Below are 15042 nucleotides of genomic sequence, written 5' to 3' on the forward strand. Positions count from 1 at the left end.
CAAAGGAATAAAAATGCTAAATAACATTGAAATAAAAACATTGCAAGAGATAGAAAACAAATACTATATGCAGCCTATGCTTGAATCCATAATAAAAGATTTAAAAAATAATAAGCTTAATTTACAGGAAGTTTTTAACAATCTCTATGGATATTTGCTAAATTCTAAAGATGCAGTTGAAAGATTGCTGAAAGAACGAGTTGATAGAAATGAGATTAAAGATATAAGTCAAGCAAGAAAGAGCATAGCAGGAAGTGCTTTTTCAAACCTTATTATTTGGGTATTTTTAAAAAATAAAGAAAGCAAAAATATTGATAAAGATATTTTTATCACCAATAAAATATCACAAATCCCACATTTTAAAGACTTGTTTTATATAAAAGTGGGCGAAGAAACGCAAAAACCAGATGTAGATTTAGTAATTTATCGACTAGATTCTAAACAAAATTTAGCAAGTTGCCTTATCTTATCTCTTAAAACTTCTCTAAGAGAAAGGGCTGGTCAAACATACAAATGGAAGCTTCTAATGGAAATTGCCAATACAGAATCTAGCATTAAAGAAAAATACAATATTAGCTATAACCCACCTATTCAACCTTTAGTATGTTTTGCTACCGTTAATTTTTATAATGAAATCAATAATCCGCAACATAGGGGTATGTTTAAATTTTTTGATTGCGCTTTTATAGGGAAAAATATACAAACAGGGGATTTTATTAAACCTTTAAGCTATATGCTTGATTATATAAGGGAGCAATTATGACCCTAGCAATACAAGAATCCATAAAAACTATATATAATCCAAAATATGATTTTTTAGGGCAAAGCTATGCGTCAATGTATCCTAATTTACACAAATATCCAGCGACTATGCTCCCACAAATTGGCTATGAATTATTAAAAGAGTTTAAGGCAAAGAAAACAGCTCTTTTAGACCCATATTGTGGAAGTGGTAGTAGTTTTATAAGTGGTTTAGAGTATGGTATAAAGCATTTTGTGGGCTTTGATTTAAATCCTTTAGCAATCCTTATATCAAAAGCTAAACTTAACTATATAGAAAGAGAGAGTCTCTTAAGAGAAAAGGCTAAGTTACTTGAAAATATGGTAAAAATTATAGAAGTTAAGAAAGCTAATATTACAAATATTGATTTTTGGATAGAGAAACAAGCACAGGTGGATTTAGCCCTTATTTTTCATCATTTAAACAATACTAAAGAATGGAATATAAAAAACTTATTTTTACTTGCTTTTAGTGAAACTTTAAGAGAAGCAAGCTATACAAGAAATAATGAATTTAAACTTTTTAGAATGAAAGATTATGAAAATTACAAGCCAAACACGCATAAAATCTTTAAAGAAAAGCTGGATTCTCTTATTGATGATTATTTATCTTTTTATCAACATAAAATAAAAAATATTACGCATAATATTACAAACTCAAGTTTTACAAATACCACTGAAAAGTTTGACACCATTCTCACTAGCCCACCTTATGGCGATTCTAAAACGACAGTGGCTTATGGACAATTTAGCACTTTTATCAATGAGTATTTAGGGGTTAAAAATGCAAGGAAACTTGACTCGCAGCTTTTAGGCGGCAAAAAGTCAAAAGAGCTTTATAACAGGGGAATAATGCAAGAATATATAAAAGAAATTGCTAAAATTGATAGCAAAAGAGCTTTAGAAGTTTCAAGCTTTTATGTAGATTTGGAACGAAGCATTTTAAAGTTGATAAATGTTTTGAATGTCGGGGCTAAAACTTTTTTTGTAGTAGGTAATCGTCAAGTTAAAAAGATACAACTTCCAACCGATAAGTTTATCGCCGAAGTTTTTTGCAATAATGGCTTTAAGCATTTGACTACCATAAGACGCAAGATTTCTAACAAAGCTATGCCACTTAAAAATTCCCCCACAAATAAGATTGGAATCTTATCTAACACAATGAATGAAGAATGGATAGTGGTGTGTGAGAAAACTTAACAATTCTACAAAAGCCAAATAGCATAGATTGGCAGGAGCTTGGATTTGTGTGATGGGCGATTTCTCTTCTCGCAAAGAAGCTTAGAAAACGCAATGTTAGATTCTAGTTTTAATGCTTTAACCCTCTAAGTGTATAGGCTCTATTATGAAAAATTTGTGCTAGAATCCACTACGCCCAAACAAAAAAGGCTCTATGATGAAAAAATATGCACTGCTTTATGGCATTATTGGCACATTGCTTTGGCTCTTTGTATTGGTGTATCTGCTGATAGGCTTTAAAGACTTAGCAAAAGATTTACACAAAGCCGCCATAGAGACGCACTCAAGCCTAGCCCCTTTTTACAAAGCTGTAAAACAATGTATAGATAAGCACAATACCTATCCTAAAGAACTCCTGCAACTTGGCAAAGAAGAAAGCCTAAAAGTTAGCTTTATACTCAAAGCTAATACTTGCGAGATTCAATCTCTCGCATTTGATAAGCCCAAAAGCGAGTTTGCCCCACATATCACAAGAGTGCTTCACAAAGCTAAAGCCTGTATAAAAGCACAATGCCAAAAACACAACTTGCAAGAAGACACGCAATATACTATTCCATTTTTCTATCGCGTAATACCCGATGAGTAAAGCCTAGCTCATCTCTACTACACAAACTCTAAAGCGTATTAAACAAATCCGTTGAGAGATACCGCTCGGCTGTGTCATTGAGCATTGTTAGCACTTTTTTGTTTGGATTTTCTAAGGCGATTTTTCTAGCCATAGCCACATTTGCCCCACTTGAGATTCCAACCATAACGCCAACTCTGCCCAGCTCTTGAGCCGTTTGTATCGCCACTTCATTTTCCACACATACAATAGAATCTATAACATCACGATTAAGAATGCTAGGGATAAAATTCGCCCCAATGCCCTGAATCTTATGCGCTCCAGCTTGTCCTTGACTTAATAGCGGTGAGGCAGAAGGCTCAACACCAATAATTTGAATATGTGGAATCTTCTCTTTTAGCACCTCTCCTACACCACTTATAGTCCCACCTGTGCCAAAGCCTGCAACAAAATAGTCCAACTCCCCTTCAAAACTCTCATAAATCTCCAAAGCCGTAGTGCGTTTGTGCATTTGCTTATTATCAAGATTATCAAACTGGCTTGGCATAAAGACATTAGGCGTAGAATCTAAAATCTCTTTAGCCTTATCTAACGCCCCTTTCATACCTTCACTTGCTGGAGTTAGCACGAGATTTGCCCCAAAAAAGCTTATCATTTTTCGTCGCTCTACACTCATAGATTCAGGCATAGTGATAGTGATTTTAAGCCCAAAACTTGCACAAATCATCGCAAGGGAAATCCCCATATTCCCGCTTGTGCATTCTACAATCATCGTGTCTTTATTGATTTTGCCCTGTTTCATTGCCTCATCTATCATCGCATACGCAGGGCGGTCCTTGACAGAATGGCTAGGGTTTAAAAACTCACATTTGCCATAAAGATTTGGGGCAAACTCCTTTAGATTCAAAATGGGCGTATTGCCGATAATATCAGTGATTGAGTGAGCGATTTTCATCGTAGAATCCTTTGTGTAAATTGTAAATATCGAAAAAAGAAAAAATAGCACAACAAAATGAAAAAGTCAAGTTTTCTTTATACAAACCCACTTGCCATTTACCTTATTTGCCATTTACCACATCCGACACTTATTGAAAGATTTTGTATTTTGAATATTTTAAAATGAGTTTATAAAGGAATGGAATAAAAAAGGCTTGTGAGATTCTATTTACACACAAAGGAATAAGACTTGAATCTTAATATCACTCTGCTTTGCGATCATAATATCAATACCAAGCCCCGCTCAAGTCGGCTTTTAGAACTCTTAGGCAAAATACAGAAAACTTCACACCACACATTACACCTAAATGTCATTTCAAAAGACTGCCAAAGCCTTGCAATTGTGGATTCTATACAAGCCACACTTTTTAGCTTCCCACTAGATAAAAATAGCAAACAACGCACAAAGCAGGAAAATGACGCTATCTTAAAGCTTTGTCAAAAAGGGGATTTTATGCCCCTTATTTTCACGCCAAACCGCAAACCTATCGCTAAGATTCTTAGCTCCCTGCCCCTGCAGAATCTGCTTATTGTAGAAGACATTACACTTCTGCCCTTTGCGTGTGAATATAAAGACCATAATCCGCAGTGCAAGATTCTCATTGATTTGCGTGAATTTTACCCGCTTGAGTATGAAAATGATACGCAATGGCTTCAAGGGCTTGGGCGATTTTTTAGCTTTTTATGTGAATCGTATTTGAGCGAAGTAGATTTTGCTTTTAGCGTGAGTGATGGGCTATGTGAGCGGTATAAAAAAGATTTTCATATCCCTTGTAAAACTTTTTTATCCCTGCCGCCTTTTTATGATGTTTCACCCCGCCCTACGCAAGAAAAGATAAAGATTCTCTATCACGGCTTTATAAGCCCCGATAGGAGCAGTATGGAGCTTTTGGATTTAGCTAGACTTTTAGAGCAAACACCCTTTAGCCTTCACATAATGGCTTTAAGCAATCAAAAAGGTTTTTTAGAATCTTTTAGCCAACAAGCTAAAAGTATCACATCTCTGCAGATTCTGCAACCTGTGGCGATGAAGGAGATTATCCCAACAAGCCTTGAATACGACATAGGACTTATTCCTTTTAAGCCAACAACCTTTAATCTCGCCCATTGTATGCCAAATAAACTTTTTGAATATCTCCAAGCTAGACTTGCTATCCTTAGCACACCTTTGCAGGATATGAGCCATTTTCTTAGCACTCATCAATGCGGGATTATCACTAATGGCTTTGAATCTAGCGATATTTTTTTAGCCCTAACAAAACACACAAAAGATGATATTGATAGGCTCAAACACAACGCCCACCTTGTGGCACAAAAGTGGCATTTGGATATGAATTTAAAAATTTTAAAGAATGTGCTGAGCGATGTATTGAGAATCAAAATAGAGTGAAAGGCTAAAGCCTGTAATACCATTAATCACAAGCAGGGCAAAAAATGGCGGACGATAGGAAGAACGCATAATAAAAAATAGGCTTAAAGGAAACAGCACCACTCCTAAGCCAAAAAGCACCCAGCCCACAAGCCCAAAGCCAAGCCCTAATAAAAATTGTGTATCTTTCATTTTCTTGCGATAATCCTTCATTATCCTTGTTTTTGGGGCAGATTCATTTAAGGCAACAAGGCGAGTTTTAGCACTTCTTGTATATCGCTAACGCCGATAATCTCTAGCTTTTGCTGCACCTCTTTGGGAATGTCTTTTAAATCGCGTTCATAGTTTTTTTGCGGAATGATAGCCCTTTGGATTCCAGCCTTGTGTGCGGCAATAAGCTTTTCTTTCAAGCCGCCAATGGCTAAAACCTTGCCTTGTAATGTTAGCTCCCCTGTCATCGCCACACTTGCATTGATTTTAGAATCTGTCAAAATGGAGGCAATCACACACGCCATAGCAATACCCGCACTTGGACCATCTTTTGGCGTAGCACCCTCTGGCACGTGTAAATGTATATCATAGCTTTGATAAATGGGCGTTTTTGAGCTAGTTTTCTTTGCGGTGTTTTTTTGCTTTAAAACCTTATTATCAAGCAGGACTTTCACCACAGAATGCGCAATATGGGCAGATTCTTTCATCACTTCGCCAAGGCTCCCTGTAAGTGTCAATGCCCCCTTGCCCTTAATCTTAATGGCTTCAATCTTTAGCACATCGCCGCCCACACTCGTCCAAGCAAGTCCATTGACTACACCAACGCTATGTTGCTTATCCGCTGGGGAGATTTCAAACACGATTTTATCAAGGAATTCATTTAAGTTTTTTGGCGTGACACTTACAGATTCACTCCCCTTAAGGATTAAAATCGCACTTTTTCGCATAATTTGTGCGATTTTATGTCGCAGACTTCTCACCCCGGCTTCACGCGTATATTTTTCAATTACCTGCTTTAGTGCTGGGGTTGAAATATTTAGCTCATTTTGGCTTAAGCCGTGTTTTTTAAGCTCTTGAGGGATAAGGTATTTTTTTGCAATCTCATACTTTTCTTGTGGCGTGTAAGAAGAGATAGCAATAAACTCCATTCTATCACGCAGGGGGGCTGGGATTGTGGATATATCATTGGCTGTGGCGATGAAAATAGCTTGGGATAAATCCACATCAAAATTTGTGTAATAGTCCCTAAAAGCGTGATTTTGCTCCGGGTCTAGAATCTCAAGCAAAACGCTTGTGGGATCGCCACGATAGCTTCTGCCGACTTTATCAATCTCATCAAGCACAATGAGTGGATTCATCTCTTTTGCTTCAATAAGCCCTTGTATAATGCGTCCGGGCATAGCACCGATATATGTTCGGCGATGTCCCCTTAGCTCATTGACATCTTCTAAGCCCCCAAGAGCGATACGCACAAGCTTTCTTTTAATCGCTTTGGCAATGGAATTTGCAAGGCTTGTTTTCCCAACTCCGGGTGGTCCATAAAAGCATAAAATCGTGCCTTTCTCGCTTTTCTCGTCTTTTTGTTTGCTATTTTTTGTCTCTTTGGCTTGAGTAGATTCTCTTTTGGCAATCAATTCTTTTACCGCAAAATACTCAACAATGCGTTCCTTTGGCTCTTCAAGGGAATAATGATCAATATCTAGCTGTTTGGCTACTTTTTGGATAGAAAGCTTTTGCTTAGCATAAGTGCCAAAAGGAATCTCAAGCACCCATTCAACATAATTTTGCAAAATATTCGCATCGCCACTATCTTGGTGCATACGAGAGAGTCGCTTAATCTGCTTATGCACCTCTTTATAGGCATTTTCACCCATAAAAGGCTTTAGGGCATTAAGCTTTTGTAAATACTGCTCTATCTCCTCATCACGCGTATTATCCGTGCCTAGCTCTTTTTGAATCTGCTTTAACTGCTCTTTAAGGAAATATTCCTTATTGACTTGCTCCATTTTGTTATGGACTTTGTTCTTTATTTCTTTTTGGAGTTTTTGAGCCTGTGTTTCTTCAATAATATAATCAATAAGCCCCAAAATCCGCTCTTCTACATCATCTTTAGCAAAGAGTGTATAGGCTTGATTTTTAGATAGTCGCATAGCTGAAGCGATGAGATCTACAATGCGGTTTGGCTCGGAGTTTTCTTCAATGCTTTTTAGCAAATCTGGCGGAAAATGCCCATCAAGATTGGCTAAATGTCGCAACTTTTCACGCAAAACTTCTAAGAGTGCGTTCATTTTTATCTCATCATACTCCTTATAGTAAATCCTATCTACCTCAACGCTTAGCGGCTCTTTGCTTGATTTTATCACTTTTAGAATCTTGCCACGATACAGCCCTTTAAAAAGCAGTTTTACACGCCCATCAGGCAGGGCTACCTTACGCATAATAGAGCCTATCACGCCCACATCATAAAAGGCTTGATTATCATCACTTCGTGTGGAGCTTATAAAAATAAGGTTATTGCCCTTGATAGCCTTATCAGCGGCTTCAATGTTACTCTCATCACTGATAAAAAGTGGAGCAATCATAAAAGGATAAATAAAAAGCTCATCTTCTATCACAAGGGGCATTACTATGGGAAAATCATTTTCTATATTATTCATTTTTTCTCCTGTATTTTTACATTTTTACCAATTAAAAAGTTTAACATACCAAGGGATATGCGATGGCTTTGGCTTGAATCTTGTCAGCAGCTCTTCATTAATCCGTGAGAGATACTTATCTTTTGCTTCATCTTTATCTTGCTTATCATACACATTGGCGATTGCCTTATATAGCTCAATCTGCCCTAATTGAAACTTAATGTATATGTATTCCACATAAGGCGTATAGCGACTATTTGGATAGCTTTGTAAAAAGTTTTGTGCTTCTTTTATGCTTTGAGCGATAAATTCTTGGTCCTTGCTATAATTTTTAAAGCCATAGAAATTTGTTAGAATCTTCAAATACCGCACATAGTCTTGATTTGCCAATGAAGTGTAGCGTTTAAGATATTCATCAAAATAAAATGCAGCTAAAAGATATTCATCTTTTTCCATATGAGCTTCTCCTAGAATCAGCATAGCTTCTGGCACAAGCGGAGAGTTAATATGCTCACTTTGCAGAGATGAAAAATAGCCATCTGCCCCCTCTAAGTTGCCAAAATTAATCTCTTTGATGATGGATTCATACCAATATGACGCGGGCTTGTTATACTCTACTTCTTTTTTTGCACAGCCAAAAAATATCAAATTTGCAAACAAAAGACACATAAACGCGTAGATTCTCATTAAAAACCTTTAAACTTTGAAAATAAAAATGTATTATACACTTTAGATTCCACTATTTAGTATAAAAACTACATAATTTGTGTTATAATCCGTGCTTCTATCGTGGATATAGCCTAAATTTCTTGGAGAAAATGATGATTTTTGAAGTCAAATCGCCGATTCTAGGGTTTGAAAATGTAACAAAAATGAAACTTGAAAAAATTGATGAGCTATTTATGAAGCTCTATAATGCTGAATATGAAGTGCCTCACTTTACACTTGTGAATCCTTTTTTGCTACGAGAATACGAATTTGATGTGCCTTCAAACATTAAGATTCTGCTTGATTTAAATAATGCCAAAAATATCGCTGTTGCCAATATTATGGTGATTCAAAAGCCTATTGAAAGTTCCACCATAAACTTTCTAGCACCCCTTATTTTTAACTTTGATAATCTCACAATGGCACAAGTTGTCCTTGATAGCACACAATATCCAATGTATAGCTTAAGTGAATCGATCGGGCAGTATTATAATAAAGAGGAAGCACAAAAAGGCGAAAGTGCCGCTCCTGTAAGAAAAAACTAAATTTAGATTCTATATTCCAAAACAAGCGATCATACACAAAAGCCACAAAATACGCAAAGGTTACAGATGAAACAAACACTTCTTGTTATAGGCTATGGCAATATGGCAAAAGCCATTCTTACGCATAATGACTTCATCGCCTCACATTTTAATGTCTTTCTTACCGGCAGAGATTTACAAAAAGCCAAAGATTGTATCGCTCAATGTGGCATAGAAGCTCAAATCTATACGCCACAATATCTAGATTCTAAGCCCGTGCTTGATATACAAGATAGCGTTGTTCTGCTTTGCACCAAGCCAAAGGGGCTAGATAGCTTTATTTTTCAAGGCAAGGCTCAATATGTGTATAGTGTGTTAGCCGGGGTTGGTATTGAGACCTTGGAAAAGTGGCTTCAATCTTGCCATATCGTGCGACTTATGCCAAATATCGCCGCTTTTAGTAAAAACTCCGCCACTGCCTTTTATCACAAGTCCTATACACAACAAGCAGATTCAAAAATTAATGCAGAAATCCTTGCATTTTTAGAATCTTTTGGCAAAGCTGTAAGTGTGGATAATGAAGCGTTAATAGAATCTAGCATCGCCACAAGTGGCAGTAGCATTGCTTTCCTTGCTCTCATTGCTGAATCGCTTATAGATGCGGGAATCTTAGAAGGGCTAACCCACGCTCAAAGCCAAGAGTTAGTCAAGCAAACTTTTCTAGGCTTTGCCACAGAGTTAGCTACAAAAAGCCCTAATGAGTTAAAATACGCCATTTCAAGTCCGGGTGGGACGACTATCAGGGGACTAGCCATTTTAGAAGAGCTAGGTGTGCGTGGAGCGTTTATCAAAGCCGCTCACACTGCCGTAGAACACGCACGAGATTCTAAAAAATAATGCAAGTGAATATAGAAGCCAAAGATGGCAAGGCAAGAGCACTCACACTCACTCTTGCTCACTCTATCGTGCAAACGCCTATTTTTATGCCTGTTGGTACGCAAGGCTGTGTCAAAGCCCTTGATAGTCTTGATTTAGCACAGAATCTTAATGCCAAAATTATCCTTGCAAACACCTATCATATGTATTTGCGTGTGGGGATAGAGCGATTAAAAGCATTTGGTGGGATTCATACATTTGCTAACTTTAATGGCAGCTACTTAAGCGATAGCGGTGGATTCCAAGCCTTTAGCTTAAATCAAAATGTCAAGCTTAATGAAAATGGCGTAGAGTTTAAATCCCATATTGATGGCTCTAAGCATTTCTTTTCCCCCTCTTTTGTGTTAGATATTCAATATGCGTTAAATAGCGATATTATGATGGTGCTTGATGACTTAGTAGGGCTTCCAGCAAGTGAGACAAGAATCTTAGATTCTATCAAACGCACAACAGAGTGGGCAAAAGCCTCCCTAGAATACCACGAGATGAAAAAATCTCAAGGTAAAGCGACAACAAACAATCTTTTTGCCATTATCCAAGGTGGCACTAGCCCAAAATTCCGTGAAATATCAGCCACTTCACTTGTAAATCTAGGTGAGTTTGATGGCTTTGCTATCGGCGGACTAGCTGTTGGGGAAAGTAGTGAAGAGATGTATAGCACCATATCCCACACCATACCCTTTATGCCAGAATCTAAGCCGCGTTATCTTATGGGGGTTGGCACACCAGAAAACATTATAGAGGCGATTTATCGTGGGGTGGATATGTTTGATTGTGTAATGCCTACAAGGAATGCTAGGAATGCCACGCTTTTTACGCATTTTGGTAAGATTAACATTAAGGGGGCGAGTTTTGCTAATGACACTTCGCCTATTGATGAAAAATGCTCCTGCTACACTTGCCAAAACTACACAAGAGCCTATCTTTGTCATCTCTTCCGCTCCCAAGAAATTACCTATCATCGCCTTGCTTCATTGCATAATCTCCACTATTATTTGAATCTCGTGCGTGAAGCAAGAGAAGCGATTTTGCAAGGAGCTTTTGCAGCCTATCGCCAAAACTTTTATCAGTTAAGAGAAATGGAAGTCCCAAATGAATATTAAACAACAACGCACAGAATCTTTACTCCAAGAGGTGCTAAGCCTTGCCCTATCCCAGCTCCAAGACCCGCAGATTAATACCCTTATAATCACAGGGGTAAAATGCTCTAAGGGTAAGCAGAGTGCAGAAGTGTATATTGAAGGCACAGATATTTCGCCAAATGAACGCAAAACCATTTTAGAGCAACTCAAAAAAGCTCAAGGAATCTTAAAAGAATATATCCTAAACTCTACGCAGTGGTTTCGTAGCCCAAACTTGATTTTTAAGTTTGATGATACGCTGCATTCTGCGAACAATCTAGATTCAATTTTCGCACAACTAGAGCGTGAGAAACGCACCCCAAAAGAATAAACAAAAAAAGGAATAATATGCTTTCAGCTCAAACCACTCAAAAAATAGAGCGACTCGCCGCTTCTCTTTCACTCTATATTTATGACATTGATTTTTTAAAAGAAGATGAACGCCACATCTTACGCATAAGCATTACAAAAAAAGCTCCTATGCAGAATCTTAGCTCAAAAGATAGCAATGCAGTGAGCTTGCAGGACTGCCAGATTCTAAGTGAGCTACTCTCCCCATTACTTGATGTGGAACATATCAATATGGATAATTATCATTTAGAAGTTAGCTCTCCGGGGTTGGATAGAATCCTAAAAAAGCCCCAGCATTACGCCTTTTCACTTGGCGAAATGATAAGCCTTAAACTCATAGACAAAAGCAGTTTGCAAGGAATCTTAGAAAATGTTAATGACACGGAAATTGCCTTACTTGTGGATAAAGAAAAGATAAATATTCCTTTTTCATCTATCAAAAAAGCAAAGGTTATTTTTGAATTCTAGTGATGATTTGCTTATCAAGCATTGTTGTGATATAGCGTGGGAAGCCCAAACTCTAGCCCTGCCAAATCCAAGTGTAGGTGCTATCATCACGCGTGAAAATGGCGAGATTTTGTCTCGTGGGGTGCATAGCCTAGCTGGTAGCCCCCACGCTGAAGTCATCGCCATCAAACAAGCCTATTTCACACTCACGCAAGATTCTAAGATTTTAAATCTAGAATCTAGCCTTGAACTCCACAACTTCCTTTTACACAACCACAATGGCATTTTTAAAAACCACTCCCTTTATGTGAGCCTAGAGCCTTGCAATCACTATGGCAAAACGCCCCCCTGTGCCAATCTCATAAAAGAACTAGGCTTTGCTAAAGTCGTTATTGGCACAAAAGATTCTCACTCCCTTGCTTCAGGCGGAATGCAAACTTTACAAGAAGCGGGGATACACACAAGCCTAAGCCAGATTCAAAATGAAGCACAAAAACTGCTTTTGCCCTTTGAGATTCTGCGAGAAAAGGGGCGATTTGTGCTGTTTAAAATTGCTATGCGACTTGATGGGAGCTATGTAAATGGGCAAATATCTGCTGAATCTTCACGCATTTTTACGCATAATCAACGCAGTGTGTGTGATTATCTCTGTATATCCGGAGCAACACTTAGAAGTGATAACCCAACGCTTAATGCCAGATATGCCCTGCCCCCTTATGATAAGCATAAACAACCCAAACTCTGCTTATTTTCCAAGCATGAAAATAATCCAAGATTCCATACTTTCCGCAACGCAGAAGAGATTGAGAGTTTAAAAGGCTTTGTTGTGATTGAAGGGGGGCTAAATCTGCTTGGTGCGTTAAGAAAATATATTGATATGCTTTTAGTGCATAAGGCGTTTTTTTGTGTGGATTTAAATTTTACACAAAAAAGCAACGCAATGGACTTTGAGCTTTACCACACAATGAATCTAGGCAAGGATTTGGCTCTATGGCTGCACTAGAGATATACCAACTCCACGATGGCTACTGCTATAACACCGATAGCCTTATCTTGAGCCACTTTGCTAGGGCTTTTCTCAAATCTAGAATCTCACTCTTAGATGTGGGGGCTGGAAGTGGGATTCTAGGAATGCTCTGTGCTAGGGAGATTCTAAATAAAGCCACGCCACATAAGAATCCACATATCAATCTCCACCTTGTAGAAAAAGATACGCTAATGGCACAATGTGCGAGTTTGAACACAAGGCAGTTTGAATCCAAAATACATTCTCAAGTGCATTGTGTGGATTTCTTAGATTTTCACACCGACATCAAGTTTGATTTTGTCATCAGCAATCCACCCTTTTATGCCAAGGGGGCGTTACAAGGCACAAATATGCGTAAAAATATGGCACGACATCAAAGCTTCCTGCCCCTTCCTGCCCTGCTTGCACATATCAAGCGTGTGATAAAGCCAAATGGGAGCTTATGCCTATGCTATGATGCAAGGGAGCTGCAAACGCTATTTTATGAACTTAGAATCTGCGGGTTTAATGTAGATACACTCCGCTTTGTGCATTCTTTACAAGATAGAGAATCTAGCCTTGTTGTGCTAAGGGCAAAGATTCAAAGCAAATCGCCACTGCGGATTCTGCCGCCACTTTTTACGCATAATAGCACTACTCAAACAGATAATACCGATGAGCTTAAAGCCATTTATGCGTGGGCAAAGACACAAAGCATTAAAATCACGCCTAACGAGCTAGAATCTCTCTACAAAAAAATCCAAAAGATATAAAAAATAGTAGGGATTAGAATCTTTGAGTGTAATTTTGCATTATTTTAAAGGAAGCAAGGTATAATACAACCTTGCTACAATTTTAAAGGGAATGCGATGCTGTATGGAAAAATCATTAATGTAGATTCACAAGCACAAAACGCTCAAGTAGAACAAGACCTTAATAAACGCGTTTTTGACTTTCCTTTTGATGTTTGGGAAGATGAGATAAGTGAGCTGAAAAAGGGCGTTGAAGTAGAATTTGTCGTTGAGATGAAATTAGTTACAAAAATCCATATAAAGCCCAAGCCCATTGACCCAGATGAAATTCCTGTAACAAAATCTGCTCGTGTGTGTATTGAAGAATATTTTGCTAGGGAAAATGAGATTCTAAGCGGATATAGTGATTTTGTGGAGGGGCATTTAAAACTTGATTTTATCCGTATGCGGCGGTTTTTACTCACTGCATATAATGACTTATGTGCGATGGATGCAAATATTGAAAATGATGTGCTTAAAAAGCTTAAACAAGAAGTGCTTCATCTCTCAAAAGAATATCTTAGCTATCACAAAAAGACACAATATGCACTCAACTACGCCTTTGAGATGATTTTTCTCGCCAGACAAACAGAATATAATAAAACAATCACGCACATTGATAAGATTCAAAGCTCGCTTGCCAACGCACAAGCCCAAACCAACGCCCTAAGTGGCACACTCGCAGCAGGGGAAAAAACTCTAGGCAAACGCGATGATAAAGGCAGTAAAGAGTATGCTGAGATTGAAAAAGAAGTCAAGCAAATGCGGAAGCGGTATGTGGATTTACTCAATTTCATAGGGAATCAAAAAGATGCCCTTGTGAGTGAGACAGCTAGGCTCAAGCGGTTTAGAGATGATCATTTTGAGGCTTTTAGTGCCGTTTATACACCGATGACAGATGATATTAAAACGCGTTTTATCGCTCTGCTTGATACAAAAGCATACGATTTTGACACAACACTTTGGAGCAGGGCAAAATACAGCCAAGTTATTAAACATTTTTTTAGAAACTCTCGCATTGAAGGGAGCTTTAGCTCAAAGACATTTTTGCGTTACTTTCTGCGTGGGCTTGATAAGAGTAAGCTCTCACCCAAATCAAAAGAGCTTTTTGATTTATTGCATTACCTAGAAAACACCAACCGCAAAAAGCTTTTAATCGTGCGTGAAACAATGGTAAATATCCTTAAATACCGCCAAGTGATTGAAAAAATAGATTCTAGTTTGCTTATCACTATGGATAATGACCCCATTAACGCCCTTAAAACACTTGCTCAAAATCCGCAAGATATTATTGTTATTGATGAGAAAATCGGCAATGCCAGTGCATTAGGATTCATTAAAACTTATAAAGAAATGCCAACTGCCAATGCAAAAGTCGCCTTTGTCGTGATAGTCCAAGAGCTACCCAAAAGTGAAATCATCTCTAAGGGTAAATTTATGGGCGTGGAGTTTGTCCCAGAGCAAAATATGGATATGCTCTATGACTGCATTCGTATGGCGTTGTAGAATCTTAAATTTGGATTCAAGACATCTTACCGCATAAAATTAGAATCTTTCATATTTGCAAAGCTCATCATTTGTG

Annotated in this window: 16 protein-coding genes and 1 pseudogene; 13 read left to right on the forward strand and 4 right to left on the reverse strand. The window is 37.9% G+C overall.

Annotated features, from left to right (window positions below):
• The first annotated feature begins 13 nt into the window (after positions 1 to 13).
• From HCCG_RS08705 to HCCG_RS08715, 4 genes and pseudogenes are all read left to right on the forward strand, one after another.
• Complete coding sequence (locus HCCG_RS08705; RefSeq protein ID WP_002957137.1) at positions 14 to 763, forward strand: BsaWI family type II restriction enzyme; 750 nt, start codon at positions 14 to 16, stop codon at positions 761 to 763.
• On the forward strand, positions 760 to 1980 hold the full coding sequence (locus HCCG_RS08710) for a TRM11 family methyltransferase (protein ID WP_002957138.1): 1221 nt from the start codon (positions 760 to 762) through the stop codon (positions 1978 to 1980). The genes HCCG_RS08705 and HCCG_RS08710 overlap by 4 nt, the downstream gene beginning before the upstream one ends.
• An 11-nt stretch (positions 1981 to 1991) precedes the next feature.
• Positions 1992 to 2109, forward strand: a pseudogene (locus tag HCCG_RS12000) (class I SAM-dependent methyltransferase); the annotation flags it as partial.
• 67 nt (positions 2110 to 2176) lie between these two features.
• Positions 2177 to 2605 (forward strand): hypothetical protein, encoded by a 429-nt coding sequence (locus HCCG_RS08715; protein WP_015453277.1) that lies wholly within the window; start codon positions 2177 to 2179, stop codon positions 2603 to 2605.
• 28 nt (positions 2606 to 2633) lie between these two features.
• On the opposite strand, the gene cysK is transcribed toward HCCG_RS08715, so the two are convergent.
• On the reverse strand, positions 2634 to 3539 hold the full coding sequence (cysK, locus tag HCCG_RS08720) for a cysteine synthase A (RefSeq protein WP_002957140.1): 906 nt from the start codon (positions 3537 to 3539) through the stop codon (positions 2634 to 2636).
• 231 nt (positions 3540 to 3770) lie between these two features.
• Between cysK and HCCG_RS08725 the strand changes: the two genes are divergently transcribed.
• A complete protein-coding gene (locus HCCG_RS08725) occupies positions 3771 to 4970 on the forward strand; it encodes a glycosyltransferase family protein (protein ID WP_002957141.1) in 1200 nt (399 codons plus the stop codon).
• Here HCCG_RS08725 and HCCG_RS08730 read toward each other — a convergent pair.
• From HCCG_RS08730 to HCCG_RS08740, 3 genes are read right to left on the reverse strand one after another with little or no spacing between them, the layout of a single operon-like run.
• Entirely contained in the window at positions 4926 to 5141 is a 216-nt protein-coding gene (locus HCCG_RS08730) for a hypothetical protein (RefSeq protein WP_014666384.1), read from the reverse strand. The two genes, HCCG_RS08725 and HCCG_RS08730, sit on opposite strands and share 45 nt — an antisense overlap.
• A 47-nt stretch (positions 5142 to 5188) precedes the next feature.
• The gene (gene lon / locus HCCG_RS08735) at positions 5189 to 7597 is read right to left on the reverse strand and encodes an endopeptidase La (RefSeq protein WP_002957143.1); all 2409 of its coding nucleotides are present in this window, start codon (positions 7595 to 7597) and stop codon (positions 5189 to 5191) included.
• Positions 7598 to 7621: 24 nt separating this feature from the next.
• The gene (locus HCCG_RS08740) at positions 7622 to 8263 is read right to left on the reverse strand and encodes an outer membrane protein assembly factor BamD (RefSeq protein WP_002957144.1); all 642 of its coding nucleotides are present in this window, start codon (positions 8261 to 8263) and stop codon (positions 7622 to 7624) included.
• A 134-nt stretch (positions 8264 to 8397) separates the two neighbouring features.
• Here HCCG_RS08740 and fliW point away from each other — a divergent pair, with 134 nt between their 5' ends.
• The 8 genes from fliW (at position 8398) to HCCG_RS08780 (ending at position 14966) form a co-directional block, all read left to right on the forward strand.
• Positions 8398 to 8829 (forward strand): flagellar assembly protein FliW, encoded by a 432-nt coding sequence (fliW, locus tag HCCG_RS08745; RefSeq protein WP_014666381.1) that lies wholly within the window; start codon positions 8398 to 8400, stop codon positions 8827 to 8829.
• Positions 8830 to 8895: 66 nt separating this feature from the next.
• Positions 8896 to 9705 carry a pyrroline-5-carboxylate reductase gene (locus HCCG_RS08750; protein WP_002957146.1) on the forward strand — a complete coding sequence of 270 codons (810 nt, stop codon included), beginning with the start codon at positions 8896 to 8898 and terminating at the stop codon, positions 9703 to 9705.
• Positions 9705 to 10847, forward strand: a complete 1143-nt coding sequence (gene tgt / locus HCCG_RS08755) for a tRNA guanosine(34) transglycosylase Tgt (protein ID WP_014666379.1) — start codon at positions 9705 to 9707, stop codon at positions 10845 to 10847. The genes HCCG_RS08750 and tgt overlap by 1 nt, the downstream gene beginning before the upstream one ends.
• Complete coding sequence (gene rbfA, locus HCCG_RS08760; RefSeq protein WP_002957148.1) at positions 10837 to 11196, forward strand: 30S ribosome-binding factor RbfA; 360 nt, start codon at positions 10837 to 10839, stop codon at positions 11194 to 11196. The genes tgt and rbfA overlap by 11 nt, the downstream gene beginning before the upstream one ends.
• Before the next feature lie 17 nt (positions 11197 to 11213).
• Positions 11214 to 11684: a ribosome maturation factor RimP gene (locus tag HCCG_RS08765; protein ID WP_002957149.1), complete on the forward strand. Its 471-nt coding sequence runs from the start codon at positions 11214 to 11216 to the stop codon at positions 11682 to 11684.
• Entirely contained in the window at positions 11674 to 12666 is a 993-nt protein-coding gene (gene ribD / locus HCCG_RS08770) for a bifunctional diaminohydroxyphosphoribosylaminopyrimidine deaminase/5-amino-6-(5-phosphoribosylamino)uracil reductase RibD (protein ID WP_002957150.1), read from the forward strand. Before HCCG_RS08765 ends, ribD begins: the two co-directional genes overlap by 11 nt.
• Positions 12654 to 13442 carry a tRNA1(Val) (adenine(37)-N6)-methyltransferase gene (locus HCCG_RS08775; RefSeq protein ID WP_002957151.1) on the forward strand — a complete coding sequence of 263 codons (789 nt, stop codon included), beginning with the start codon at positions 12654 to 12656 and terminating at the stop codon, positions 13440 to 13442. Before ribD ends, HCCG_RS08775 begins: the two co-directional genes overlap by 13 nt.
• A 96-nt stretch (positions 13443 to 13538) precedes the next feature.
• Entirely contained in the window at positions 13539 to 14966 is a 1428-nt protein-coding gene (locus HCCG_RS08780; protein ID WP_002957152.1) for a hypothetical protein, read from the forward strand.
• The last annotated feature ends 76 nt before the right edge of the window (positions 14967 to 15042 follow it).

Origin of the sequence: Helicobacter cinaedi CCUG 18818 = ATCC BAA-847 (genome assembly GCF_000155475.1) — a bacterium.
Lineage (GTDB): Bacteria > Campylobacterota > Campylobacteria > Campylobacterales > Helicobacteraceae > Helicobacter_C > Helicobacter_C cinaedi.